The organism is Leifsonia naganoensis (assembly GCF_013410615.1).
GTDB classification, from domain to species: Bacteria; Actinomycetota; Actinomycetes; order Actinomycetales; family Microbacteriaceae; genus Leifsonia; species Leifsonia aquatica.
In genome coordinates, this window is the sequence record NZ_JACCHJ010000001.1 from 635,033 (window position 1) to 658,843 (window position 23,811).

Here is a 23,811-nt window from a genome sequence, read left to right on the forward strand (position 1 = left end):
TCCGGGTTACGGCGCGCGCGAGTCGGGGCGGCCGGAATCAGCCCTCGAAGTACGCGGCTGCGGCGCGGGCCCGGTACACGACGTCATCGAGGTCGTCGCCTCCGACCGTCACGTGACCGACCTTGCGGCCGGGCCGCGGCTCCTTGCCGTAGCCGTGGAATTTGGCTTCGGGGTGCGCGGCGAGCGCCGCCGGGTACCGGCCCTGGAGGGTGCCCTCGGCCGGGCCGCCGAGGATGTTGATCATCACAGACCACTCGTCGCGCTGGCGCGTCTCGCCGAGCGGCAGGTCGAGCACGGCGCGCAGGTGCTGCTCGAACTGGCTGGTCACCGCGCCCTCGATCGACCAGTGGCCGCTGTTGTGCGGGCGCATGGCGAGTTCGTTGACGAGAATGCGTCCATCGGTGGTCTCGAAGAGCTCCACCGCGAGCACGCCGGTCACGCCGAGCCCGTCGGCGATGCGGGTCGCGATCTCCGCGGCTGCCTCCGCCGTGCGTCCGGCCGCGCCGGGAGCAGGGGCGATCACCTCCGCGCACACGCCGTCGCGCTGCACCGTCTCGACCACGGGCCAGACCGCGGAGTCGCCGGAGGGCCGACGCGCGATCAGCTGGGCGAGTTCGCGACGGAAGGAGACCAGCTCCTCCACCAGGAGCGCGCCGCCGCGGCCGTCCTCCGCCAGAGCGAGGAACCAGTCGTCCGCCTCGCTCGCCTCGGAGACGACGCGGACTCCCTTCCCGTCGTAGCCGCCGCGTGCCGTCTTGACCACGGCACGGCCGCCGTGGTCGGCGAGGAAGGCCGCCAGCTCGTCGGCCGACTCCACCGCCGCCCAATCGGGCACGGGCAGGCCCAGCTCGCTGAGCTTGGCACGCATCTGGATCTTGTCCTGGGCGTAGAGCAGGGCATCGGGCCCCGGATGCACGGGTACGCCGCGGGAGACCAACTCACGCAGGATGGCCGGCGGGACGTGCTCGTGGTCGAAGGTGATGACGTCGACCGTCTCGGCGAACGCGAGGACCGTGTCGAGGTCGCGGTAGTCGCCGACGCCCGTCGCGGCGATCTCGGCGCTCATGCCTTCGGCCTCCTCGAGCACGCGGATGTCGATGCCCAGCTCCACCGCCGGGGGGATCATCATCCGTGCCAGCTGGCCGCCGCCGATCACTCCGACTGTGTTCCTGACCATCGAACGCTCTCTCCTCGACTCTTCATGCACCCCGTGGCAACTCTCAGCAACGGGCTACCGGGCTCGCGTAGTGTGGCGAGCGCACTACCCATCTTCCCGCATGACGACGGCCGGAGCATGACGAACGAGAATCCCCCTGCGGCGCACAAGGCGCGGCTCCTCCCCCAGCTGATCAAGTTCGGCGCGGTGGGAGCGGTGGGCTTCGTCGTCAACCTCGCGGTGTTCAACGGACTCATGCTGACCGTGCTCGCGGGCGTGCCGCACAAGACGCTGATCGCCACCGCGATCGCCACCCTCGTGGCCATCGGCACCAATTGGGTCGGCAACCGCTACTGGGCCTTCTCGCAGAACCGCCAGGCGAACACGGCACGCGAGGGCGCCGAGTTCTTCATCGTCAGCCTGGCCGGGATGGCCATCCCGCTGCTGTGCGTCTGGGTCTCGCACTACCTGCTGGGCTTCACGTCGCTGCTGGCCGACAACATCGCGAACAACGTCGTCGGCCTCGCGCTCGGGATGGTGTTCCGCTTCGGCTTCTACCGCTGGTGGGTGTTCTCCCCCGACCGCGCCGAGCGCCGCACCAAGCGCCGCGCCGTTCCCGCCGCCCAGACCCCGGAACCGGCGGTCCTCACCGGCTCGACGCTAGCGGGATCCCCAGACGGTCGTCTCGTCGGAGACTGACTCGGACTGCTGCCGACGGAGCGCGACGACGTTCTGCGCGTGCTCCATCAGCTCGCTCAGCGCGCGCTGCACCTGATCGGCCTTCGGCACGTCCTTGAGGACGACCGGGTGATCGAGTCCCGCGTTGATCCGCACGTCGCCGGACCGGAATGCGCTCTGCAGCCAGTTGCGCTTGACGCTCACGTCGTAGCCGCGGCTGTGGAGCAGCTCCTGGCGGACGCGCACGAAGAAGCCGTGCCGGATGACGATGCGCCGCGTGGTGATCGTGTAGCGGCGGCTGAGCCACGCGGCCAGGGGCAGGAGGAAGAGGAGGAGCAGGACCGCGGCCGCCGACGACCACAGCAGCACGATCTCCCACACCTCGTCGAGCCGGCCGGCGAAGAAGCCGACGGCGCCGCTGGCGGCGATCAGGGCGAGGCTCGGCCAGAACAGCACACGCGCGTTCCGGCGCAGACGCGCCACGACCCGCTCCGGGGGCTGGCCGGGCACCCCGTCCGTCGTGTTGCTCATGCTTCCCATTAATACCGCAGGTGCGTCACGTCGCCCGCTGCGACAGCCGTGCGCCCCGTATCCGACTCCACGATCAGTCGTCCGTCGACGTCGATGCCCACCGCCGTGCCGAGCAGATCGTCGCCGCCGGGCAGTTCGACGCGGACGGCGCGCCCGATGGTGTGGCAGGCTTCGACGACCTCGTCGCGCAGCGCGCTGCGCACCGGATCGCCTCCGGCGGTCAGGTACTCGCGATAGAGGGTGATCAGGTGGGCGAGATACGACGCGAGCACGGCATCCGCATCCGGCGCCTCCGCCCCGGCGACGACGAGGGAGGTCGAGGTCGCGGTCGGCAGCTCGTCCGGCTCCTGGTAGAGGTTCACCCCGACGCCGATCACCAGGCCCGAGAGGTCGGGCAGCAGCTCGGAGAGCGTCCCGCTCACCTTCGCCCCGTCGATGAGGACGTCGTTGGGCCACTTGACCGACACGGTCCCCGGCACGAACGGAGCGATCGCACGGCTCATGGCGAGACCCGCCAGCAGCGGGAACCAGCCGAACGCATCCGGGGCGAGGCCCTTCGGCTTCAGCAGCACGGAAATCGCCAGCGTGCGCCCGGGCGGCGACACCCACACCCGGCCCAGCCGCCCCCGCCCTCCGGTCTGGTTCGTCGTCACCACGACCGACAGGTCGGGCAGCCCCGCGGCGCGCGCGCTCAGGACGTCGTTCGTCGACCCGGCCTCCGGCAGCACCTCCAGCCCGGGGACGACGGCTCGGCTCCGGCGGAAGTCCACGTGATCGCTCTGCTGCATTGGCCCAGTCTGCCAGTGCACAGCCCCGATTTTGTAGGATCCCGTCAACGGCATGGCCTCTGCACTGGCAGGTAGAGTGAACGGCGTGACCGACACCGAAGCACGCCAGACCGCCGATCTCTCCACCACCGCAGGCAAGCTCGCGGACCTCAAGGAGCGGTTCCACGAGGCCGTCACCGCCAGCGGGCAGGCCGCGATCGAGAAGCAGCACGCCAAGGGCAAGCTCACCGCTCGCGAGCGCATCGACCTGCTGCTCGACCAGGGCTCGTTCGTCGAGTTCGACGAGTTCGTCCGCCACCGCACCCACGCCTTCGGAATGGAGGCCAAGCGGCCGTACGGCGACGCGGTCGTCACGGGCGTCGGCACCATCCACGGCCGCAACGTCGCGGTCTTCAGCCAGGACTTCACGATCTTCGGCGGATCGCTCGGCGAGGTGGCCGGCGAGAAGATCATCAAGGTGATGGACCACGCCCTCAAGACCGGCGTGCCGATGATCGGCATCCTCGACTCGGGCGGCGCGCGCATCCAGGAGGGTGTGGTCGCGCTCGGCAAGTACGGCGAGATCTTCCGCCGCAACACGGCCGCCTCCGGCGTCATCCCGCAGATCTCCATCGTCATGGGCCCGGCGGCCGGCGGTGCGGTGTACTCCCCCGCCCTCACCGACTTCGTCATCATGGTCGACAAGTCGAGCCACATGTTCGTCACCGGCCCGGACGTGATCAAGACCGTCACCGGCGAGGACGTCGGGTTCGAGGAGCTCGGCGGCGCGCTCACCCACAACAAGATCTCGGGCGTCTCCCACTACCTGGCGAGCGACGAGGAGGACGCGCTCGACTACGCACGCAACCTGCTCAGCTATCTCCCGCAGAACAACCTCGCCGAGCTCCCGCAGTACGAGTCGGAGCCCGAGCTCGAGACGACGGACGCCGACCTGCGCCTCAACACCGTCATCCCGGACTCCCCCAACCAGCCGTACGACGTCAAGACGATCATCGAGGGCATCGTCGACGACGGCGAGTTCCTCGAGGTGCAGCCGCTCTTCGCGCCGAACATCGTGATCGGCTTCGCCCGCGTCGAGGGCCGCTCCGTCGGCATCGTGGCCAACCAGCCGAGCGCCATGGCCGGCACCCTCAACATCGACGCCGGCGAGAAGGCGTCGCGGTTCGTGCGCTTCTGCGACGCGTTCGGAATCCCGATCCTGACGCTGGTGGACGTGCCCGGGTACCTGCCCGGCACCGACCAGGAGTGGACGGGCGTCATCCGCCGAGGAGCCAAGCTGCTCTACGCGTACGCCGAGGCCACCGTCCCCCTCGTCACGATCATCACCCGCAAGGCATACGGCGGCGCGTACATCGTCATGGGCTCCAAGCAGCTCGGCGCCGACATCAACCTGGCGTGGCCGACCGCCGAGATCGCGGTCATGGGCGGCCAGGGCGCGGTCAACATCCTGTACCGCGGCGAGATCAAGCGGGCCGAGGAGGCCGGCGAGGACGTCGCCGCCGTGCGCACCAAGCTCGCCAACGAGTACACGTACAACGTGGCCAGCCCGTTCCTCGCGGCGGAGCGCGGCGAGCTCGACGGCGTGATCGAGCCGTCCGCCACCCGCGTCTCGGTCATCAAGGCCCTGCGGGCGCTGCGCACCAAGCGCGCGACGATGCCGCCCAAGAAGCACGGGAACATCCCGCTGTGACCGGCGAGCTCGACCCGTCGCAGATCCGGTTCGTCACGCGCGGCGTGACGCCGGAGGAGATCGCGGCGGTCACCGCCGTGCTGACGGCTGCCGCGGCCGAGCAGGCCGCCGCCGCGAGCGACGCGCGCCCGACGGCCGGACCGGACGCCTGGGCGCGCAGCCAGCGCCAGCTGCGCTCCCCCCTCGACCCGGGACCCGGCGCCTGGCGGTCGTTCTCGGGCTGAGCCGCGCGATCGGTGCGTACGTCCCCCGCTTTGTACCCCGATGTCGGCGTCCCCCACATGCGGGACAGCCTCGATCTCGGCTTCCGTCCGGCAACGAGGACACAGGGTGTCCCCCGGTGTCCTCCAAAATGACGACTATGTAATCCCTGGGATTGGCGTCAATATAGTTATTGCTAGGTGTCTCTCCTCGTGAGTCACACCGCCGAATCACTCGTCGACTAGGGTAAGCAGGCGAGTGCTTTGGGGGCGAGTCAGGGCGATATTCGGGTTGTCGCCCTGACTCGGGGTTTGAAAAGGGGCCGACAATTCGGGTGTCGGCCCCTTTCTCCTTTTAACCCATGACGCGGGACGCGCGAGCAGTGCGCGTGGCGTTCAGGCCACGGGGCGCGGGATCTCCAGCCACAGATCGACCTCGTCGTCGTCCGAGTCGGCGCCGAGCGCATTCGCGGCGCCGTCGTCGGACATCCGCAGTCCGACCACCGTCACGGCGGTCTGCGACGAACGGGGCACGGTCCGCACGATCAGCTTGTCCGTCGTCGTCCCGCGGATCGCCTCGGCGAGACGCCGCAGGACGGCCTCGAGGCCCCGCTGGTCGAGATCGTCGATCCCGCCCTCGTCCAGGAGGCTGACCACGACGCCGCGGCGGCGCGCGTCCATGACCTCCCGCCGCACATCGTCGTTGAGGAGGCGCCGGCCGCGGATCTCGTCGCGGATCGCGCCCTCCAGATAGCGGCACTCGCGTCGCTCCGCCTCGGTGAGGTCGCCGCCGCGCCGCACGATCTCGGCGAGCATGGGCGCCGCGACCCGATAGGTCTGGCGGAGCCGGAGCTGCCGCTCCATGACGTGCGCCTCCTGCGCGGCCTGCCACTCGGTGGCCTCCCGCTCGGCTCGCGCGAACTGCAGGGAGTCGCGTCCGGCCTTGGCCAGCGACCCGGCGATCACCACGGCGACGCCGACCCACACGACCGACCCGATCACGCCGATCCCCGCCAGGGCTCCCGGCCCGGCCCAGAACACCGTCTGCACGGCGAGGAACCCCACCCCGAGCCAGGCGAAGAGCGACTGCCTCCGGACGGCGCAGATGGTCATCAGCGTCCCGACGGCGGCGACGTACCACGTGCCGTAGCCGTTGTCCTTGGCGGGATCCAGCTGACTCGTGACCAGGATCGGGATGACCACGCAGACCGCGAGGTCGAAGGCTGCCAGCCACAGCGGCATCTTCGTCGGGCTCGTCGGCCACAGGCTCATCACCGTCGCGACCGCGTACAGGGTCATCGCCACGATCGGCGGACCGGGGTTCGCCGGGATGGAGAGGGAGGAGAGTGCGAGGAAGAGGTGGTACGCCGAGAAGAGGGCACCGAGACCGAGGAAGAGGACGCGGTTGAGGGTGATCACTCGACCACCTCCTGCTCCCGGTCGGACGACGGCCAGAGGATCACGACGGTCGTCCCGTTCCCGGGCTCGGACTCGATGCGGGCACGGCCGCCGACCTTCGCGAGACGGTCGCGGATGCTCACGCGCAGCCCCAGGCGTTCCGCCGGCACCTCATCGGCCGAGAACCCACGGCCCTCGTCGCGTACGACGATGTGCACCGTCGCCGCCGGGCTGCCGCCGCGGATGCTGATGCTGCGCGCCACCTCGGGTCCGCCGGCGTGCTGCATGCTGTTCACCATCGCCTGGACGCTCGCCGAGTACACGGCCTCCGCGACGTTGACCGGCAGGCTGTGCACCTCCACGTCCTGGACCTCGATCGCGAAGGGCGACGAGAACGCGTTCGCCGCCGTCACGAGGCGCTCGGTCAGCCGGTCGAGTCCGACCAGCGACTGGTCCTCGGGCGTCGAGGCCTCGGCCGCGTGGAGGTGTCCGATCGCGTCGGCGGCCATCGTCGCCGCCAGCTCCTTCTGCTCGGGACTGCGAGCGCTGGCCGCGGAGAGCAGGGTCGTCAGGACGCTGTCGTGCACGATCGCATCGACCTGGACCCGCTCGACCTCGGTGGCGTGCTGGCGGACCGCGGTGGCGTACCGCGCGAGCGCCTGGCTCTGCGCGACGTCGACGCCCGACGACGCCTGGCGCATCATCGCGATGATGGCCAGGATCGCACCGCCGAGGATGATCGCGTACACGGCGTCGAGACCCGCCAGTTCCGCACCCATGCCGCCGCCCGCCGGGAGCGCGCGGATCACGCCGTAGGCGATCGGCGCGATGAGCGTGTAGACCACGGCGAGCCAGAGAGGGTAGGCCACCGCGGCGAACGCCGTGAAGACGTTGCAGAGGAACCAGATCCAGGGCTTGTCCGCGGCGAAGGCCGCGGGGTCCGAGACGACGAACGGCCACGTGACGATGGCGACGAGGTACAGCACCGCGAGGACGGCCATCGCGCCCTTCACCCAGCGCTGCAGGATCGCCAGCAGCACCGTCACGACGATCCCGCCGAAGATGACGGCGGTCATCACGAGGCCCCATGGCTGCACCAGCACGTGCTGCTGTGCGATGGCGGTGGGGATGGTCTGCAGGCCGAAGACGACACCGAAGGCTGCCACGGTGCGGTCGGCGATGCGCTCGATGCGCGCCCGGCTCAGCGGGTTGCGAGGCTTCGACGTCTCGCGCGGAGCTCCCGGAACGGTCCCGGGACGCACCAGGTCAGACGCGCTCATTGCCCGTGTCGGGATCGAGACCCGGCAGGATGCCGTCTTCCACCGCGCGCCGGAGCAGATCGACCTTCGTGGGGGCCGGGCGGCCGACCTCCACGTACTTGACCCGGATGCGATCGAGGTATTCGCGAGCGGTCGAGTTCGCGATCCCGAGCTGGGCCGCGACCGCCTTGAGCGGCAGGCCCGACGCGTAGAGGTGCAGGACATCCCGCTCGCGCCGGCCGAGCTGGGCCTTCGCGAAGTCGCTGTCCGCGTCGATCGCGGTCGCCCACTCCAGGTTGTTGAGCACGTCGCCGCGCGCGACGGTGGCGATCGCGTTCATCACCGTGGTCGTCGGAGACGACTTCGGGATGACGCCGGCCGCCCCCGCGGCGAGCGCCTCGCGCACACTCGCCACCCGGTCGGCGATGCTGTGCACCAGCACGGCCGCCCCGGTCGCCTGCGCGCGCTTGACGTTGTCGGTCACCTTCGACCCGTCGCCCAGCGAGAGATCGAGCACGACGACGTCGCACTCCTGGCCGCCGATCTCGGCGACGAATTCGTCGACCGTCGCGGCGGTGATGACGACCTCGTAGCCGGCGTCCTGGCAGGCCGCTTTCAGCCCCAGACGAACCGATTCGTGATCGTCGACGATAGAAACCCGCACCATGTGGTTCATCGTAGTGGTGCGGAGGCCGGTGTCCCCCGTCAGGGCGTCAGCGTGGCGACCGCTTCCACGTGGTGGGTGTTCGGGAACAGGTCGAATGCGCGCAGCGAGCGCAGCGGATACCCGCGCTCGGCGAAGAACGCGAGATCGCGGGCGAGCGCGACGGGATCGCAGGCGACGTAGACGATCTGGGCGGGGCGGAGCGACGCGATGGACTCGACCACGGCACGTCCGGCACCCGATCGGGGCGGGTCGAGCACGACGGTCGCGGCGCGGAGGCGGCCGCGGTCGGTCGCGCTGGCGTTCGCGGCGAGGTCGGCGGCGAAATGCTCGACGCGGGCCGTCACCGCGGAGGCGCCGACCCAGTCCGCGAGGTTCTCCGCTGCATCGTCGGTGGCCGCCTCGTCGCTCTCCACGGAGGTGATCCGCAGCGTGGAGCCGAACTTGTCGCCGAGCGCGGCAGCGAGCAGGCCGACCCCGCCGTAGAGGTCGAGGTTGGCGGCGCGCGGGTCGAACAGCGCTTCGTCGACCGCGTCCTGCACGGCCGCTGTGAGGGTCGATGCCGCACCCCGGTGGACCTGCCAGAAGCCGCGCGCGTCGAGCCGGAACTCGCGGTCGCCGACGCGCTCGCGGATGGGGACGGGGCGCCGGCGCGGGCGGGCGAGCCGCTTGCCCGTGCGGATCGGGGCGTCGTTGACGAGCACGTGGGCCGCACCTCCCGCGGTGGCCACGACGTCGATCGACTCGGCGCCGGGGAAGGTCTGACCGAAGGGGGCCGCCTCCTGGACCGCGTCCGTGGCGAGCGGGAGGCTGCGCACCGGGATGATGGTGTGCGTGCGCGCCGCGTAGGGGCCGACCCGGCCGTCGTCGCCCACCTGCAGGCGCACGCGTGTGCGCCATCCCGTGCCGTCGGGCGACTCGCCCTCGATCGGCTCGACCTCGACGCGGCCTCCGGTCGGGCTCACCTGCGCGATCGTGTCCGCGTCGAGGCGGCCCGTGCGCTGGAGGGCGTCCTCGATCACGCGTCGCTTGAGCTCGCGCTGGTGCGTGAGGCGGATGTGCCCGAACTCGGCGCCGCCGGCGCGCTGGCCCGGCTCGCGATCGATCGATGCGGCGTCCCAGACGTGCTCCTGGCGCTCGGGGGCGGCATCGATCACCTCGACGGCCTCGCCCCGCCAGAAGCGGTCGTGGGTGCGGTCGGAGATGCGCGCGCGGATCCGCTCGCCCGGCAGGGTGTCGGGCACGAAGACGACCCGCCCTTCGTGGCGTGCGACGAACACGCCGCCGTGGGCGACGTTGGTAATGTCGAGGTCGACCTCATCGTTCTGGGGCATCCTTCGAGCATCCCACACACAGGTGACCATGCGCCTCTATCTCGCGTCCACATCCCCCGCCCGCCTCGCCCTGCTGCGCGCGGCGGGAGTCGAGCCGGTCGTCGTGCCCTCGCACGTCGACGAGCCCGCCGCCGTCGCCGCCGCCGAGGCGGAGCACGGCCCGCTGGGCCCGTCCGCGATGGTGCAGCTCCTGGCACGGCTGAAGGCCGAAGCCGTGCGTGGCACGCTCGACGGGGAGCCGATCGACGGACTGATCCTGGGCGGCGACTCCGCCTTCGCGATCGACGGGCTCATCCACGGCAAGCCGCACCGCCCCGAGATCGCGCGCCAGCGATGGCTCGCCCAGCGCGGCCGCACCGGCGTGCTGCACTCCGGGCACTGGCTGATCGACCACCGCGACGGCCGGGAGAACCGCTCGGTCGGGGCGACGGCGGTCGCCTCCGTGACCTTCGCCGACGTCACCGACGCCGAGATCGACGCGTACGTCGCCAGCGGTGAGCCGCTCGAGGTGGCGGGCGCGTTCACGATCGACAGCCTGGGCGGACCGTTCATCACGAGTGTCGAGGGCGACCCGAGCACCGTGGTGGGGCTCTCGCTCTCCACCCTGCGCACGCTGGTGCGCGAGCTCGACGTCGAGTGGACCTCTCTCTGGAACCGTTTGTAGACCCTCCAATCGTCGGATGTTCCATTTTTGTGAGGATCGTCCAAAAGCAGGGGTGCTCGGCGGCATAGGCTAGAGAACTGTGCCAGCCATCAGCAAGGTCCTCATCGCAAACCGGGGCGAGATCGCCGTCCGCGTCATCCGCGCCGCTCAGGACAGCGGGATCGGCTCCGTCGCCGTCTACGCCGACCAGGACCGCGACGCCCTCCACGTGAAGCTCGCCGACGAGGCGTACGCCCTCGAAGGCACGACCAGTGCAGAGACGTACCTGGTCATCGACAAGCTGCTCTCGATCGCCCGGAGGTCCGGCGCCGACGCCGTGCACCCCGGCTACGGCTTCCTCGCCGAGAACGCCGACTTCGCCCGCGCCGTCATCGCCGCGGGGCTGACCTGGATCGGGCCGTCGCCCGAGGCGATCGAGCGTCTCGGCGACAAGGTCTCCGCGCGCCACGTCGCCGAGAAGGTCGGCGCCCCGCTCGCGCCCGGCACCCTCAACCCGGTGGCCGACGCCGCCGAGGTGCTCGAGTTCGTCGACCAGTACGGTCTGCCCGTCGCCATCAAGGCGGCGTTCGGCGGCGGCGGACGCGGACTCAAGGTCGCCCGCGAGCGCGACGAGGTCGCGGAGCTGTTCGAGTCCGCCACCCGCGAGGCCATCGCCGCCTTCGGCCGCGGCGAGTGCTTCGTCGAGAAGTACCTCGACCAGCCGCGCCACGTGGAGACCCAGTGCCTCGCCGACGCCTACGGCAACGTGGTCGTCGTCTCCACCCGCGACTGCTCGCTGCAGCGCCGCCACCAGAAGCTCGTCGAGGAGGCCCCCGCGCCCTTCCTCACGACCGAGCAGACCGAGCAGCTCTACAGCGCCTCAAAGGCCATCCTCAAGGAGGTCGGCTACCAGGGTGCCGGCACCTGCGAGTTCCTCATCGGCAAGGACGGCACGGTGTCCTTCCTCGAGGTGAACACGCGTCTCCAGGTCGAGCACCCCGTCTCGGAGGAGGTCACCGGCATCGACCTCGTGCGCGAGCAGTTCCGCCTCGCCGAAGGCGGCACCCTCGACTACGACGACCCGGCGCCCCGCGGCCACTCGTTCGAATTCCGCATCAACGGCGAGGACGCCGGCCGCGGGTTCATCCCCTCCCCCGGCCCCGTGCACGTCTTCAAGCCCGCGGGCGGCCCCGGCGTGCGCGTCGACAGCGGCATCCAGGCGGGCGACGAGATCAGCGGATCGTTCGACTCCATGCTCGCGAAGCTCATCGTCACCGGGGCCAACCGCGAGGAGGCGCTCGAGCGTTCGCGCCGCGCCCTCGACGAGTTCGAGGTCGCCGGGCTGCCGACCGTCATCCCGTTCCACCGCGCCATCGTCCGCGACCCCGCCTTCGCCCCGCAGGACGGCGAGCCGTTCTCCATCTACACGCGCTGGATCGAGACCGAGTGGAACAACGAGATCGCGCCGTGGTCGGGCGAGCTGGGCGACCAGACCCCGGCTGAGCGCCGCAGCAGCGTCGTCGTCGAGGTCGAGGGCAAGCGCATCGAGGTCTCGCTCCCCGCGAAACTCCTGACCGGAGGCGGATCCGCGTCGGCCTCCACCGCTCCGGCCCCGCGCCGTCGCGGCGGCTCGGGCGCGGTCGACACCGCCACCGGCGACTCCCTCACCGCCCCGATGCAGGCGACGATCGTCAAGGTCGCCGTCGCGGACGGCGACGAGGTCGTCAAGGGCGACCTCGTGCTCGTCCTGGAGGCGATGAAAATGGAGCAGCCCCTGACCGCCCACAAGGACGGCACCATCGCCGGCATCAACGCCGCCGTCGGCGAGACCGTCTCCTCCGGCCACCTCCTCCTCAACATCGTCTAGCCCCCCACGCCCCACGCCCCACGCCGCTAACGGAGGAGATCCGACTCATTTCGAGTCAGATCTCCTCCGTTACCTGCGTTTCGGGGTGGAGCCGGACGAAGTCTCCTCCGTTACCGCAACGATGTTTTCGATGGTCGCCACAACGGCATCCGCATTCTCCAGCACCTGCCGCGCCGTGAACCGGAGGCGACGTCTGCCCTGAAGCTCGAGAGCCGTGTCGCGCAGCCTGTCGCGTTCGAACGCTGCGGGATCGGAGTGGTACGCGTAGCCGTCGACTTCGACGTGGAGGAAACCACCCACCCGAAGATCGACACGGCCGACTCCGGGCACCGCGATCTGCTGCTCGATCAGATGGCCGCGTGCCTGGAGACGCTGACGCAGAATCGACTCGACTCCCGAATCCGAACCCGGCCTCGCCCTGGCCGCGATCGTGCGTACGCGAAAAGGTTCCTCGGCGAAGATCCTCGTGAGGCGCGCCGGCACCACGCGGCCACTCGAGAGCGCGGTGTCGAGGACCGCGACTGCAGTCTCCTCGTCGGCGCACCTGACCGCGGAGCGCAGGCAGTCCTCGAATGAGACCCGCCAGAGCTCAGGATGCGGCTCGCTCATCTCCCAATGGCGCACGTCGGCCTCTCCGGCGCGTCCGGCGTGGGATGGCAGCCTGACGTGGAGCCGGCCGTCCGTCCCTCCCCACAGCCCGTAGGAACGCGCAGCCGAGACGCACGAGAGTCGACCGCCGATGCGGAGCGCCGAGAGGGCCTGAGGCGAAAGATCGGGTCGGCCGTAAACGCCGCGGCGCGGCCGAATCAGCAGACCATCGGCCATCGCGAGGGCGAGGGCGCGCTCGGACGCACCCGCCGCTCGTAGCCGTCTGGTCGTCGCAGCGCCGCCGAGTTGGTCGAGAAGGGTCATCCAGTGCATGGGGCCATGCTCCCCACGCTGGGGATCGGTTGGTGGCAGATCTCCGAAACTGTGGATAACGCATCGTTGGGAACGGAGGAGGATTCGCGCGACACACCGAGCCCGGGCAGGTAGCGGAGGGGATCTGGGGAGGCGCAGCCGGAATCTCCTCCGGTGGCGACACCGGGGCAGCAGGCGCCGCAGCTCAGTCCTCGGGGGGTGAGCCCTTCAGGGAGATGCTGATCTCGTCGGCATCGAGGTTGGTGAGGGCGGAGGCGAGCACGTCGGCGTCGAAAGTGCCGTCGTCGCGCGCGTCGAGCAGGGCCGTGCGCTGGGCGTGCAGGCGGTCGAGCGCGAACTTCTTCATGACCTCCATGTTCTCGGGGGTGCGGTCGCGCGACTCGGGCAGCGGGATGTGCTTCGCCGCGTCCTGCAGCATCGACATCACCCGCTGGCGCTCTTCGTTCTGGGCCGCTCGATCCACCTGGGCGGGCTTCACCAGTTTCAGCAACCAGCCGATCGTCCCGCCCTGGATGAGCAGCGATCCAGCGGCCACGAGGAACGCGATGAGGATGAGCACGGGGCGAGACGGGGTTCCGTCGACCGGCAGCGTCTGGGCAGCGGCGACGGTGACCGCACCGCGCATCCCGGCCCAGACCACGATGGTGCCCTCCCGCCACCCGAGAGGCGCGCCGGTGAAGTAGTCGATGTCGGCGAGCGTGCGGCGCAGACGGGTCGTGAAGCGCCCGACGTCCTTCTCGGAGGGAACGCGCCCGTTGCCGGGGCCCCCGGTCCGCACGAGTGCCTTCGGATCGTTGTCGGCGTCCGCGATCCGTTGCTGCATGGTCTCGATTCGCGGTCTGAGTTTCTCGCTCCGGCGCGCGCGGCTGCCGAGGGATCGCAGCAGCGGTGCGACATAGGCCGCCCGCACGAGGATGGTCAGCAGCAGGGCGCCCGACGCCACGAGGGCAGCCGGGAGGACGCCCTCGTGCACCTTCTCGACCTTCTGCACGATGCCGAACAGCTGCAGGCCCATGGTGAGAAAGACCATGCCCTCCAGCACGAGTTCCACGGTCCGCCAGTTCTGGGCATCCGAGAGCCGGTGCTGCGGCGAGAGCACCCGCGGGGCGCGTCTGCCGGTCACGAGCCCGGCCACCACGGCGGCGACGAGGCCGGAGGCGCCGAGCGCTTCGGCGGGCAGCGACGCGATGAAGGGGACGGTGAACGAGATGACCGTGTTGACCGTCGCATCCGTCACCCGCGCCCGCACGAACAGGTTGACCCGGCCCACGACCCAGCCGAAGGCGACGGCGATCGCGACCGAGTAGGTGAAGGTCCAGATGACGGTCCCGATGGCGAAGGAGGCGGCGGCCGCGGCGATCGCGGCCCGCAGCAGCACCAGCGCGGTCGCGTCGTTCAGCAGGCTCTCGCCCTCCAGGATGGCGACCACGCGGGGCGAGACCCCGCTCTTCTTGACGATGGAGGTCGCGACCGCGTCGGTCGGGCTGACGATGGCGCCGAGCGCGATGCCCCAGGCGAGGTCGAGCCCCGGGATCGCCCAGGAGAAGAAGAAGCCCAGGATCACCGAGCTGAGCACGACGAGCAGCACGGAGAGGCCGCCGATCGCCGTGAACTCCCGCCGGAAGTTCATCGACGGCATCGACACCGACGCCGAGTACAGGAGAGGCGGGAGGATGCCGGCGAGGATCCACTGCGGCTCGATGTCCACCGCGGCCACGAACGGCAGCAGGCTGACGAGGATGCCCGCGACGACCAGGATCAGCGGGGACGCGACGCCGAACTTCGGGCCGATGGTGGTCGCGGCCGCGATGGCCAGGACGGCGAGGACGCCGACGACGAGTCCGATCTCCATGCCCCGGACCCTACCTCAGAGGACGATGTGCATGGCGCGCGCGGCGTCCGAGATCGAGCCCGAGAGCGAGGGATAGACGGTGAACGCACGGGCGACCTGGTCGACCGTGAGGCGGTGCTCCACCGCGAGCGCGAGTGGGAATATCAGCTCCGAGGCGCGGGGAGCGACGATGACGCCGCCGATCACGGTGCCGGAGCCCGTGCGGGCGAACAGCTTCACGAAGCCGTCCCGCAGGCCGAGCATCTTGGCGCGCGGGTTCGACTTCAGCGGCAGCTTGTAGATGTCGCCCTGGGCGATGCCGTCCTCGATCTGCTTCTGATTCCAGCCGACGGTCGCGATCTCGGGCTGCGTGAAGATGTTGGAGGTCACGTTGCGCAGCTCGATCGGGTTGACCGCGTCGCCCATGGCGTGGAAGACGGCCGTGCGTCCCTGCATGGAGGCGACGGAGGCCAGCGGCAGCAGGTCGGAGCAGTCGCCCGCCGCGTAGATGTTCGGGATGGAGGTGCGCGCGACGCGGTTGACCCGGATGTGGCCGGACGGCGTCTGCTGGATGCCGGCCTCCTCGAGCCCGATGCCCGTGGTGTTCGGGATGGAGCCGACGGCCATGAGGCAGTGGGTGCCCTCGACGGTGCGGCCGTCCGAGAGGGTCGCGACGACGCCGTTCTCGGTGCGCACGACGGACTCCGCGCGGGACTTCGAGAGCACCTGCATGCCGTTGCGCTTGAAGACGTTCTCGATGACGCGTGCCGCGTCGGCGTCCTCGCCCGGGAGCACCTGGTCGCGGGAGGAGATGAGCGTGACCTTCGAGCCGAGCGCCGTGTAGGCGGAGGCGAACTCGGCGCCGGTGACACCGGATCCCACCACGATGAGGTGCTCGGGCACGGCGTCGAGGTCGTAGAGCTGCGTCCAGGTGAGGATGCGCTCCCCGTCCGGGACCGCGCTGGGCAGGACGCGGGGGCGCGCGCCGACGGCGATGACGATCGTGTCGGCCTCGACCCGATCGAAGTCGGTGCCGGAGCCGCCGCGGGCGGTCGAGACGATGATCGCCCCGTCGCCGTCGAGCCGTCCTTCGCCGTTGACGATGTTCACGCCGGCGCGGACGAGCTCGGCGCGCATGTCCTCGGACTGCTGCCGGGCGAGGCCCATCAAGCGCTTGTTGACCGCGGCGAGGTTGACGGCGATCTCGGGACGGACGGGCTTGCCGTGGTCGCCGCGGCTGTAGAACTGCACGCCGAGGTCGGCCGCCTCGGCGATGGAGTTGGTGGCCTCCGCCGTCGCGATGAGGCTCTTCGAGGGGACGACGTCGGTGATGACGGCGGAGCCGCCGACGCCCGACCGCTCGACCAGGGTCACGTCGGCTCCGAGCTGTGCACCCGCGATCGCCGCCTCGTAGCCGCCCGGTCCGCCGCCGAGCACGGCGATGCGCTGCTTGCGCTCGAATTCAAAGGCCATGCACACCATTCTTCCGCATGCGCACGCGCCGATGCGCATCCCGTCGCTCCTGGACGCCCGCAGCGCGCTCAGTAGAGTTGGCTCATGCTCGAAACGAACACGAATCCCCTCGACGACCCCCAGGCAGATCCCTTCGCGATCGCCCGCCAGGCGGCGGAGCAGCTGGCCGAGAAGACCAGCGTCGAGAAGCACGACATCGCACTCACCCTCGGCAGCGGCTGGGGCAAGGCGGCGGACCTCATCGGCGAGACCACCGCGACCATCCCCGCCACCGAGATCGTCGGCTTCGGCAAGCCCGCGCTGGCCGGCCACGTCGGCACGCTGCGCTCGGTGCTCCTGCCGAGCGGCAAGCGCGCCCTCGTCATCGGCGCCCGCACGCACTACTACGAAGGGCACGGCGTGCGCCGGGTCGTGCACAGCGTGCGCACGGCGGCCGCCACGGGTGCGACCACGATGATCCTCACCAACGGCGCAGGAGGCATCAAGGAGCACTGGAAGCCCGGAACGCCCGTGCTGATCAGCGACCACATCAACCTCACCGCGGACTCCCCGCTGGAGGGCGCGACCTTCATCGACCTGACCGACCTGTACTCGAGCCGCCTCCGCGAACTCGCGAAGTCGATCGACGGCTCGCTCGACGAGGGCGTGTACACGCAGTTCCGCGGCCCGCACTACGAGACCCCGGCCGAGGTGCAGATGGCGAAGACCATCGGCGGCCACATCGTCGGCATGTCGACCGCCCTGGAGGCGATCGCCGCCCGCCAGGCCGGGATGGAGATCCTGGGCATGTCGCTCATCACCAACCTGGCCGCGGGCATCCAGAAGACCCCGCTGAGCCACGCCGAGGTCATCGAGGCGGGCCAGGAGGCCGAGCCGGTGATCAGCGCGCTCCTCGCCCGGATCGTGGCGGCGCTGTGAGCACCGCGCTCGACACCGACGGCCTGCTCGCCGCGGCGCGTGCCTGGCAGGAGCAGGACCCGGATCCGGAGACCCGTGCCGAGCTGGAGGCGCTGGTCGCCTCCGCCGCCGAGGGCGACGCGGACGCCGTGGCCGACCTCCACTCGCGCTTCGACACCCGGCTCGCCTTCGGCACGGCCGGCCTCCGCGGGGAGATCGCGGCCGGCCCCAACCGGATGAACCGCGTGCTGGTCTCGCAGGCCGCCGCCGGCTTCGCCCGCTGGCTGCTGGAGCACGCGGAGGACGGAACGCCGTCCGTCGTCATCGGCTACGACGGCCGCAAGAACTCGGACGTCTTCGCGCGGGACACCGCGGAGCTGATGGCGGGCGCCGGCGTGCGCGCCGTGCTGCTCCCCCGTCTGCTGCCGACGCCCGTCCTCGCGTTCGCGGTACGCCACCTCGACGTGAGCGCCGGTGTGATGGTCACCGCCAGCCACAACCCGCCGAACGACAACGGCTACAAGGTCTACCTCGGCGGCCTGGATCACGGCTCGCAGATCGTCTCGCCGACGGATGCGGAGATCGCCGCGCAGATCCTGGACGTCGCCTCGGGCAGCGTGCTCGACCTCCCGCGCTCGGAGCAGTACGAGATCGCGTCCGACGACGTCGAGCGCGCCTACATCGAGGCCACCGCCGCGCTGGCGACGACCGATGCGCCGCGCGACGCGGTCTCGTTCGCCTACACCGCCATGCACGGCGTGGGCTGGCGCACGGCCCGCGAGGTGTTCGCGGCGGCAGGATTCGCCGAGCCCGAGGTCGTCGTGGCGCAGATCGACCCCGACCCAGCCTTCCCCACCGTGTCGTTCCCCAACCCGGAGGAGCCGGGCGCGATGGACCTCGCGTTCGAGACCGCCCGGGCCGCCGGCGTCGACCTCGTCATCGCGAACGACCCGGACGCCGACCGGCTGGCCGTCGCCATCCCGGACGCGTCGGAGCAGGGTTACCGCCGGCTGAGCGGCAACGAGGTCGGCGCTCTGCTCGGCTGGCGGGCCGCCGAACTCGCCGAGGCGTCCGCGGGAGACGGCGCGCCCGACGGCGTGCTGGCCTGCTCGATCGTCTCGTCCCCCGCACTCGCCGCGGTGGCGGCCGCGTACCACCTCGACTTCGCCGACACCCTCACCGGGTTCAAGTGGGTCTCGCGCGCGCCCGGGCTCATCTTCGGGTTCGAGGAGGCCCTGGGCTACCTGGTGAACCCGGAGACCGTGCGCGACAAGGACGGCATCTCCGCGGCGACCGCACTGCTCGACCTGGCGGCGACGCTCGCCGCGCAGGGGCAGAGCATCGCCGACCGCCTGGACGCGTTCGCCGAGAAGTTCGGGTACTTCGCCAGCGACCAGATCTCGCTGCGCGTGACCGACCTCTCGCGCATCGGCGAGATCATGGCCTCACTGCGTGCGACGCCGCCGAGCCGGCTCGGCGATGTCCGCGTGGAGCAGATCGACGATCTGCGCGACGGCTTCGAGGGCCTCCCCCCGAGCGATGTGCTGCGCATCCACCTCGCCGATGGTTCGCGCGTGATGGTCCGCCCGAGCGGGACCGAGCCGAAGCTGAAGATCTACATCGACGCCTCGAGCGACGAGGGCACCGTCGACGAGCGCCGCGCCACGGCGACCGCACGGGTCGCCGCGCTCGGCGACGCCATGCGCGCCCTCACAGCGTAGGGACCGATCGCGACCGGGAGGTGGCGCGGGCGGCGTAGCTGAGCAGGAACGCCGCCAGCGCCACCACGGTCACGACGGCGCCCGCGACCGGGACGGCCCCCGCCCCTCCCGCGCCGAGCGCGAGGGAGCCGATGGGAGGTGCGATCGCGATCCCGACGTACATCGCGGTCGAGTACCACGAGAGCGCGAGCGCCGAGGTTTCGGGGTCCACATGCACCAGCCGGTGCTGCACGGGGATCGCGATCGCGAACGCCGCGATCCCCCAAAGGGCGAACACGACCAGGGAGGCCGCGAACGACGCCTCGACGAACGGCAGCACCGCGAGCGCGACGACCTGGCCGATGAGGGCGATGGCGGCGACGGCTCGGCTGCCGAACCGGTCGGTCAGCGGCCCGGCGACGATGTTGCCGACGATGCCCGCCGCTCCGTAGGCCAGCAGCAGGACGGCCAGCAGTGAGCCGGAGCCGCCGGTGGAGGGGCGGGTCACCGCTGCGGAGAAGATGTAGACGATGTTGAACCCCGCGATCATGAACACCGTGGTCGCGAGCAGCGCGAGCACGCGCAGGTCGGCGAGGGTCGCGAGCCGCCGACGCAGCGTCGCGGGTGGAGCCAGGGGCACGCGCCGCACCAGCAGCGGGATGAGGACGGCGAGCACCGCGCCGAGGGCCACCACGCACCAGAGGGCGAACCGCCAGCCGGCGACGCCGCCGAGGGCCGTGCCGAGCGGCGAGCCGACCGCGGTGGCGAGCGTGAAGCCGGCACCCACCAGCGCGAGCGCCCGCCCCCGCTTCTCCGGGGCGGAGAGGGCCGCCGCCGCCGCGGTGGCCGTCGGGACGAGTGCGGCACCGCCGATGCCCGAGAACGTGCGCCCGGCGATGAACCAGCCGAGATCGGGCGCGAGTGCCGCAACGGCGGTCCCGACGGCGAACAGCGCCAACCCGGCACCCATCAGCGTCGAGCGCGGCACGCGCGGCAGCAGGATCGAGACGGCCGGTGCCGCGACCGCGACGACGAGGGAGTACGTGGTGATCGACACGCTGACGGCCGAGGGGGTGGTGCCGAGCGTGCTCGCGATCTGCGGCAGCAGTCCGGCGATGACGAACGCGTTCGTCCCCACGACGAAGAGGCCGAGCGCGAGGACCACGAGGGCCGGGGTGGTCCTGCGGTACGATTGTTCGATGGTCGTCATACGGTCAGCGTAGGGCGACTGTTCGATGATTGTCAAACAATTGGACGCCGCATGACCGAATACCCCTCGCCGCCGATGGACGCGGTCGAGCTGGTGGATCTGCTCCGCGCCGTGGCCGACCCGGTACGGCTGCAGATGGTGCGCGTCCTCGCCGACGGCGAACCCCATCCCAAGACCCTCACCGAGTGGGGATGCGACGTGCAGAAGTCGACCATGGCGCACCACTTCAAGACGCTGCGCGAGGCGGGCCTCACGAACACGATCGTCAACGGACGCACGCACGACATCCAGTTGCGTCGTGCCGAGCTCGACGCCCGGTTCCCCGGACTGATCGAGGCGCTGCTGACGGACTGACCGCCTGCTAGCCGAGCGCCTCGTCGAGCTTGCGCTCCAGCTCGTCGAGGTCGAAGTAGTTCTCGACGACGATCACGTCGGCGTTCGTCGGGCCGATGCGCTCCACGAGCTCCGGCGACGACAGGATGACCTGGGCGTCCGCGGCGGCGGCCGACAGACTGCCGACGTCGGTCGCGGTCACGTCGGCGTCGATGCCCAGCCGGTCCAGCACCCGTTCCGCGTTGACCTTGAGGATGCCGGAGGTGCCGAGCCCGACGCCGCAGATCGCGACGATCTTCATCGGGCGTTCTCCTCGGAGCGGGCGAGCACACGCTGCACGTCGGCCACGTCCTTCGCCGCCGCCAGTGCGGGGATGGACTCGGGGTCGTTGAAGACGTTCGCCAGCTCGGCGACGCTCGTCACGTGCGCCTCCGGGGTGGAGACGGCCAGGCCGAGCACCACCGAGACCGGGTCGTTGTGCGGGTGGCCGAACACCACCGGCTCGTCGAGCGTGACGACGGCGAGACCGTCGTGGTTCACGTCCGGGCCGGGGCGCGCGTGCGCGAGGGCCAGGCCAGGAGCGATCACGATGTACGCGCCGAACTCCTCGATCACCTGGATCATCCGGTCGCCGTAGCCCTGCTCGGTCGCACCAGAACGGGTCAGCGCCTCGCCCGCGAGCCGCACCGCATCACGCCAGTCGGAGGCGTGCGCCCCGACGGTGACGGCGGATTCGGGCAGCGGTGGCAGCGGCATGATCCCAGCGTAGCCGTCGCCGTGTCAGGAACCCTCGAAACCTGCTGTGATGATGTCCGCCAGCTCCTCACGTTCCTCCAGCGGGAGGAACGCGCCGGCGGCCGCGTTGAGCTGGAAGATCTCCAGGTCGGTGCGGTCGTAGGCGAAGGCGTCGGCCAGGATGCTCAGCTCGCGAGTCAGCGTCGTGCCGCTCATCAGTCGGTTGTCGGTGTTCACCGTCACGCGGAAGCCGAGCTGGTAGAGCAGGTCGAACGGGTGGTCGAGGATGTCGGTGCCCCAGGCGGCGATGGCGCCGGTCTGCAGGTTCGAGGTCGGGCTGGTCTCCAGCGCGATCTCGCGGTCCTTGACCCACTGCGAGAGGGTGCCGAGCGTCACGTACGTGTTCTCGTCGTCCTGGCGCTCGATGGAGATGTCCTCCGCGATGCGCACGCCGTGGCCGAGGCGCAGGGCGCGGCCGTCGAGGAGGGCGCTGCGGATGCTGTCGAGGCCGTCCGCCTCCCCCGCGTGCACGGTCGCCGGGAAGAAGTTCTCGGCCAGATAGTCGAACGCGGCCCGCTGGTTCGCGGGCGGGAAGCCCGCCTCGGGACCGGCGATGTCGAAGCCGACCACGCCGTTGTCGCGGTGGCGGACGGCGAGCTGCGCGATCTCGAGTCCGCGGTCGAGGTGACGCATGGCGCTGACGAGCTGGCCGACGCGGATGCGCTTGCCGGTGGCGCGCACATCCTGGATGCCGGCCTCGATGCCCTCCTGCACCGCCTCGACGGTCTCGTCCAGGCTGAGGCCGCGGGTCAGGTGCTGCTCGGGCGCCCAGCGGATCTCGCCGTACACGACGCCGTCGGCGCCGAGGTCCTGCACGAACTCGCGGGCGACGCGCGTGAGACCCTCGCGGGTCTGCATCACGGCGGTCGTGAGGTCGAACGTCTTGAGGTACTCGACGAGCGAGCCAGAGTTCGACTTCTCGCCGAACCAGCGGGCCAGCTCAACCGGGTCGGTCGTCGGCAGCTCGAGGCCGATGGCGTCGCCCAGCTCGATCACCGTCGCGGGGCGGAGGCCGCCGTCGAGGTGGTCGTGCAGCGACACCTTCGGCAGTGCGCGGATGTCGGTCCCGTCGGCGAGTGCGTACCCGGCGTTCTGTTCGCTCATGTCCTTCAATCTATCGGTTCGCCGGGGCGGTTCAGGAGATGCGGTCGGCGATGAGCGGACCGCGGGTGAACGGCGTGCCGGCCGGCGCGATGCGGTACGCGCCCTCGATGGCCTCGAGCGCGCGCTCGAAGCGCGCGGGCTCGTCGGCCGAGAGCGTGAACAGCGGGTCGCCCTTGCGGACCGTATCGCCGGGCTTCGCGTGCAGGTCGATGCCCGCGGCGTGCTGCACCGGGTCCTGCTTGCGCGCGCGTCCGGCCCCGAGACGCCAGGCGCCGATGCCGAACGGCAGCGCCTGCTGCTCGACCAGGATGCCGTCGGACTCGGCGACGACCGTGTGCGTCTCCTTCGCGACGGGCAGCGGGGCGTCCGGGTCGCCGCCCTGGGCGCGGATGACCTCGCGCCACTTGTCCATCGCGCGGCCGTCCTTCAGCGCCGCCTCCACGTCTTCGTCCGGGCGTCCGGCGAGGGCGAGCATCTCGCGGGCCAGGGCCACGGTCAGCTCGACGATGTCGGCGGGGCCGCCGCCCTCGAGCACCTCGACGGACTCCCGCACCTCGTTGGCGTTGCCGATGGCGAGGCCGAGCGGGACGTTCATGTCGGTGAGAAGGGCGGACGTCGCGACGCCCGCGTCCTTGCCGAGCTCGACCATGGTGCGGGCGAGCTCGCGCGACTTCTCGATGTCCTTGAGGAATGCGCCCGAGCCGAACTTCACGTCGAGGACCAGCGCGCTGGTGCCCTCCGCGATCTTCTTCGACATGATCGAGGACGCGATCAGCGGGATGGCCTCGACCGTTCCGGTGATGTCGCGCAGCGCGTAGAGCTTGCCGTCGGCCGGAGCGAGCCCCGACCCGGCGGCGCAGATGACGCCGCCCTCGTTCTGCAGCTGGGCGAACATCTCCTCGTTGCTGAGGTTCGCGCGCCAGCCCGGGATGCTCTCGAGCTTGTCGAGCGTGCCGCCGGTGTGGCCGAGCCCGCGGCCCGACAGCTGCGGGACGGCCACTCCGAACGTCGCGACGAGCGGCATGAGCGGGAGCGTGATCTTGTCGCCGACGCCGCCGGTCGAGTGCTTGTCCGTGGTCGGCTTGCCGAGCCCCGAGAAGTCCATGCGCTCGCCCGAGGCGATCATCGCCATCGTGAGGTCCTTGATCTCGCGGCGCGTCATCCCGTTGAGGAAGATCGCCATGATCATCGCGGACATCTGCTCGTCGCCGACGTAGCCGCGGGTGTAGGCGTCGACCAGCCAGTCGATCTCGGCAGTGCCGAGCTCTCCGCGGTCGCGCTTGGTCCTGATCAGGTCGACGGCGTCGAACGCCTCGACCGCTCCTGCAGTCTGGGTCAC

Annotated in this window: 23 protein-coding genes; 8 read left to right on the top strand and 15 right to left on the bottom strand. The window is 70.8% G+C overall.

Going from position 1 to position 23,811, the window contains the following annotated elements:
- Positions 1–37: 37 nt before the first annotated feature.
- Positions 38–1,207: a 5-(carboxyamino)imidazole ribonucleotide synthase gene (locus HNR14_RS03130; protein WP_343064402.1), complete on the bottom strand. Its 1,170-nt coding sequence runs from the start codon at positions 1,205–1,207 to the stop codon at positions 38–40.
- Positions 1,208–1,294: 87 nt separating this feature from the next.
- Between HNR14_RS03130 and HNR14_RS03135 the strand changes: the two genes are divergently transcribed.
- Positions 1,295–1,855: a GtrA family protein gene (locus HNR14_RS03135; RefSeq protein ID WP_179699856.1), complete on the top strand. Its 561-nt coding sequence runs from the start codon at positions 1,295–1,297 to the stop codon at positions 1,853–1,855.
- Here the strand turns inward: HNR14_RS03135 and HNR14_RS03140 are convergent.
- A complete protein-coding gene (locus tag HNR14_RS03140; RefSeq protein ID WP_218874961.1) occupies positions 1,817–2,365 on the bottom strand; it encodes a PH domain-containing protein in 549 nt (182 codons plus the stop codon). The genes HNR14_RS03135 and HNR14_RS03140 overlap by 39 nt on opposite strands.
- Positions 2,366–2,373: 8 nt before the next feature.
- The gene (locus HNR14_RS03145) at positions 2,374–3,153 is read right to left on the bottom strand and encodes a biotin--[acetyl-CoA-carboxylase] ligase (protein WP_218874962.1); all 780 of its coding nucleotides are present in this window, start codon (positions 3,151–3,153) and stop codon (positions 2,374–2,376) included.
- A gap of 76 nt (positions 3,154–3,229) precedes the next feature.
- Here HNR14_RS03145 and HNR14_RS03150 point away from each other — a divergent pair, with 76 nt between their 5' ends.
- Positions 3,230–4,843 carry an acyl-CoA carboxylase subunit beta gene (locus HNR14_RS03150; protein ID WP_051336944.1) on the top strand — a complete coding sequence of 538 codons (1,614 nt, stop codon included), beginning with the start codon at positions 3,230–3,232 and terminating at the stop codon, positions 4,841–4,843.
- The gene (locus HNR14_RS03155; RefSeq protein WP_179699857.1) at positions 4,840–5,067 is read left to right on the top strand and encodes an acyl-CoA carboxylase epsilon subunit; all 228 of its coding nucleotides are present in this window, start codon (positions 4,840–4,842) and stop codon (positions 5,065–5,067) included. Before HNR14_RS03150 ends, HNR14_RS03155 begins: the two co-directional genes overlap by 4 nt.
- A 372-nt stretch (positions 5,068–5,439) precedes the next feature.
- On the opposite strand, the gene HNR14_RS03160 is transcribed toward HNR14_RS03155, so the two are convergent.
- Genes HNR14_RS03160 through HNR14_RS03175 form a run of 4 tightly spaced genes read right to left on the bottom strand, consistent with a single transcriptional unit; the run spans position 5,440 to position 9,698 of the window.
- Positions 5,440–6,462, bottom strand: a complete 1,023-nt coding sequence (locus tag HNR14_RS03160; RefSeq protein WP_021763520.1) for a hypothetical protein — start codon at positions 6,460–6,462, stop codon at positions 5,440–5,442.
- Positions 6,459–7,721, bottom strand: a complete 1,263-nt coding sequence (locus HNR14_RS03165; RefSeq protein WP_179699858.1) for an ATP-binding protein — start codon at positions 7,719–7,721, stop codon at positions 6,459–6,461. The genes HNR14_RS03160 and HNR14_RS03165 overlap by 4 nt, the downstream gene beginning before the upstream one ends.
- Positions 7,708–8,367, bottom strand: coding sequence for a response regulator transcription factor (locus HNR14_RS03170; protein WP_179699859.1), 660 nt, complete (start codon positions 8,365–8,367; stop codon positions 7,708–7,710). Before HNR14_RS03170 ends, HNR14_RS03165 begins: the two co-directional genes overlap by 14 nt.
- Positions 8,368–8,405: 38 nt before the next feature.
- Positions 8,406–9,698: a class I SAM-dependent RNA methyltransferase gene (locus tag HNR14_RS03175; protein WP_179699860.1), complete on the bottom strand. Its 1,293-nt coding sequence runs from the start codon at positions 9,696–9,698 to the stop codon at positions 8,406–8,408.
- 28 nt (positions 9,699–9,726) lie between these two features.
- Between HNR14_RS03175 and HNR14_RS03180 the strand changes: the two genes are divergently transcribed.
- Positions 9,727–10,362, top strand: coding sequence for a Maf family protein (locus tag HNR14_RS03180; protein WP_179699861.1), 636 nt, complete (start codon positions 9,727–9,729; stop codon positions 10,360–10,362).
- Between the two features lie 79 nt (positions 10,363–10,441).
- Positions 10,442–12,208 (top strand): acetyl/propionyl/methylcrotonyl-CoA carboxylase subunit alpha, encoded by a 1,767-nt coding sequence (locus tag HNR14_RS03185; RefSeq protein ID WP_021765146.1) that lies wholly within the window; start codon positions 10,442–10,444, stop codon positions 12,206–12,208.
- A gap of 69 nt (positions 12,209–12,277) precedes the next feature.
- Here the strand turns inward: HNR14_RS03185 and HNR14_RS03190 are convergent, their stop codons facing one another.
- The 3 genes from HNR14_RS03190 to HNR14_RS03200 all read right to left on the bottom strand — a co-directional run bounded on the left by HNR14_RS03190 (position 12,278) and on the right by HNR14_RS03200 (position 16,433).
- Complete coding sequence (locus tag HNR14_RS03190) at positions 12,278–13,129, bottom strand: type IV toxin-antitoxin system AbiEi family antitoxin domain-containing protein (RefSeq protein ID WP_179699862.1); 852 nt, start codon at positions 13,127–13,129, stop codon at positions 12,278–12,280.
- Positions 13,130–13,313: 184 nt separating this feature from the next.
- The gene (locus HNR14_RS03195) at positions 13,314–14,981 is read right to left on the bottom strand and encodes a cation:proton antiporter (RefSeq protein ID WP_179699863.1); all 1,668 of its coding nucleotides are present in this window, start codon (positions 14,979–14,981) and stop codon (positions 13,314–13,316) included.
- Positions 14,982–14,996: 15 nt separating this feature from the next.
- Complete coding sequence (locus tag HNR14_RS03200) at positions 14,997–16,433, bottom strand: NAD(P)H-quinone dehydrogenase (RefSeq protein ID WP_179699864.1); 1,437 nt, start codon at positions 16,431–16,433, stop codon at positions 14,997–14,999.
- 84 nt (positions 16,434–16,517) lie between these two features.
- On the opposite strand from HNR14_RS03200, the gene HNR14_RS03205 reads away from it, so the two are divergent.
- Positions 16,518–17,351: a purine-nucleoside phosphorylase gene (locus HNR14_RS03205; protein ID WP_179699865.1), complete on the top strand. Its 834-nt coding sequence runs from the start codon at positions 16,518–16,520 to the stop codon at positions 17,349–17,351.
- Positions 17,348–19,051 carry a phosphohexomutase domain-containing protein gene (locus tag HNR14_RS03210; RefSeq protein WP_179699866.1) on the top strand — a complete coding sequence of 568 codons (1,704 nt, stop codon included), beginning with the start codon at positions 17,348–17,350 and terminating at the stop codon, positions 19,049–19,051. The genes HNR14_RS03205 and HNR14_RS03210 overlap by 4 nt, the downstream gene beginning before the upstream one ends.
- Here HNR14_RS03210 and HNR14_RS03215 read toward each other — a convergent pair.
- Positions 19,041–20,240: an MFS transporter gene (locus tag HNR14_RS03215; RefSeq protein WP_179699867.1), complete on the bottom strand. Its 1,200-nt coding sequence runs from the start codon at positions 20,238–20,240 to the stop codon at positions 19,041–19,043. The genes HNR14_RS03210 and HNR14_RS03215 overlap by 11 nt on opposite strands.
- Before the next feature lie 51 nt (positions 20,241–20,291).
- Here HNR14_RS03215 and HNR14_RS03220 point away from each other — a divergent pair, with 51 nt between their 5' ends.
- Positions 20,292–20,594, top strand: a complete 303-nt coding sequence (locus HNR14_RS03220; protein ID WP_021758347.1) for an ArsR/SmtB family transcription factor — start codon at positions 20,292–20,294, stop codon at positions 20,592–20,594.
- 7 nt (positions 20,595–20,601) lie between these two features.
- Here the strand turns inward: HNR14_RS03220 and HNR14_RS03225 are convergent, their stop codons facing one another.
- The 4 genes from HNR14_RS03225 to HNR14_RS03240 are packed head-to-tail and all read right to left on the bottom strand — an operon-like array spanning position 20,602 to position 23,811.
- The gene (locus HNR14_RS03225; protein ID WP_021758348.1) at positions 20,602–20,874 is read right to left on the bottom strand and encodes a PTS sugar transporter subunit IIB; all 273 of its coding nucleotides are present in this window, start codon (positions 20,872–20,874) and stop codon (positions 20,602–20,604) included.
- Positions 20,871–21,329, bottom strand: coding sequence for a PTS sugar transporter subunit IIA (locus HNR14_RS03230; RefSeq protein WP_021758349.1), 459 nt, complete (start codon positions 21,327–21,329; stop codon positions 20,871–20,873). The genes HNR14_RS03225 and HNR14_RS03230 overlap by 4 nt, the downstream gene beginning before the upstream one ends.
- 24 nt (positions 21,330–21,353) lie before the next feature.
- Positions 21,354–22,472, bottom strand: a complete 1,119-nt coding sequence (locus HNR14_RS03235) for an adenosine deaminase (RefSeq protein WP_179699868.1) — start codon at positions 22,470–22,472, stop codon at positions 21,354–21,356.
- Between the two features lie 31 nt (positions 22,473–22,503).
- Positions 22,504–23,811 carry a thymidine phosphorylase gene (locus HNR14_RS03240; RefSeq protein WP_021758351.1) on the bottom strand — a complete coding sequence of 436 codons (1,308 nt, stop codon included), beginning with the start codon at positions 23,809–23,811 and terminating at the stop codon, positions 22,504–22,506.

Coding starts and splice junctions, on each gene's coding strand:
- HNR14_RS03135 (WP_179699856.1), top strand. CDS start 1,295: ATGACGAACGAGAATCCCCCTGCGGCGCACAAGGCGCGGCTCCTCCCC.
- HNR14_RS03140 (WP_218874961.1), bottom strand. CDS start 2,365: ATGAGCAACACGACGGACGGGGTGCCCGGCCAGCCCCCGGAGCGGGTC.
- HNR14_RS03145 (WP_218874962.1), bottom strand. CDS start 3,153: ATGCAGCAGAGCGATCACGTGGACTTCCGCCGGAGCCGAGCCGTCGTC.
- HNR14_RS03165 (WP_179699858.1), bottom strand. CDS start 7,721: ATGAGCGCGTCTGACCTGGTGCGTCCCGGGACCGTTCCGGGAGCTCCG.
- HNR14_RS03170 (WP_179699859.1), bottom strand. CDS start 8,367: ATGGTGCGGGTTTCTATCGTCGACGATCACGAATCGGTTCGTCTGGGG.
- HNR14_RS03175 (WP_179699860.1), bottom strand. CDS start 9,698: ATGCCCCAGAACGATGAGGTCGACCTCGACATTACCAACGTCGCCCAC.
- HNR14_RS03180 (WP_179699861.1), top strand. CDS start 9,727: ATGCGCCTCTATCTCGCGTCCACATCCCCCGCCCGCCTCGCCCTGCTG.
- HNR14_RS03190 (WP_179699862.1), bottom strand. CDS start 13,129: ATGCACTGGATGACCCTTCTCGACCAACTCGGCGGCGCTGCGACGACC.
- HNR14_RS03195 (WP_179699863.1), bottom strand. CDS start 14,981: ATGGAGATCGGACTCGTCGTCGGCGTCCTCGCCGTCCTGGCCATCGCG.
- HNR14_RS03200 (WP_179699864.1), bottom strand. CDS start 16,433: ATGGCCTTTGAATTCGAGCGCAAGCAGCGCATCGCCGTGCTCGGCGGC.
- HNR14_RS03205 (WP_179699865.1), top strand. CDS start 16,518: ATGCTCGAAACGAACACGAATCCCCTCGACGACCCCCAGGCAGATCCC.
- HNR14_RS03215 (WP_179699867.1), bottom strand. CDS start 20,240: ATGACGACCATCGAACAATCGTACCGCAGGACCACCCCGGCCCTCGTG.
- HNR14_RS03220 (WP_021758347.1), top strand. CDS start 20,292: ATGACCGAATACCCCTCGCCGCCGATGGACGCGGTCGAGCTGGTGGAT.
- HNR14_RS03225 (WP_021758348.1), bottom strand. CDS start 20,874: ATGAAGATCGTCGCGATCTGCGGCGTCGGGCTCGGCACCTCCGGCATC.
- HNR14_RS03230 (WP_021758349.1), bottom strand. CDS start 21,329: ATGCCGCTGCCACCGCTGCCCGAATCCGCCGTCACCGTCGGGGCGCAC.
- HNR14_RS03235 (WP_179699868.1), bottom strand. CDS start 22,472: ATGAGCGAACAGAACGCCGGGTACGCACTCGCCGACGGGACCGACATC.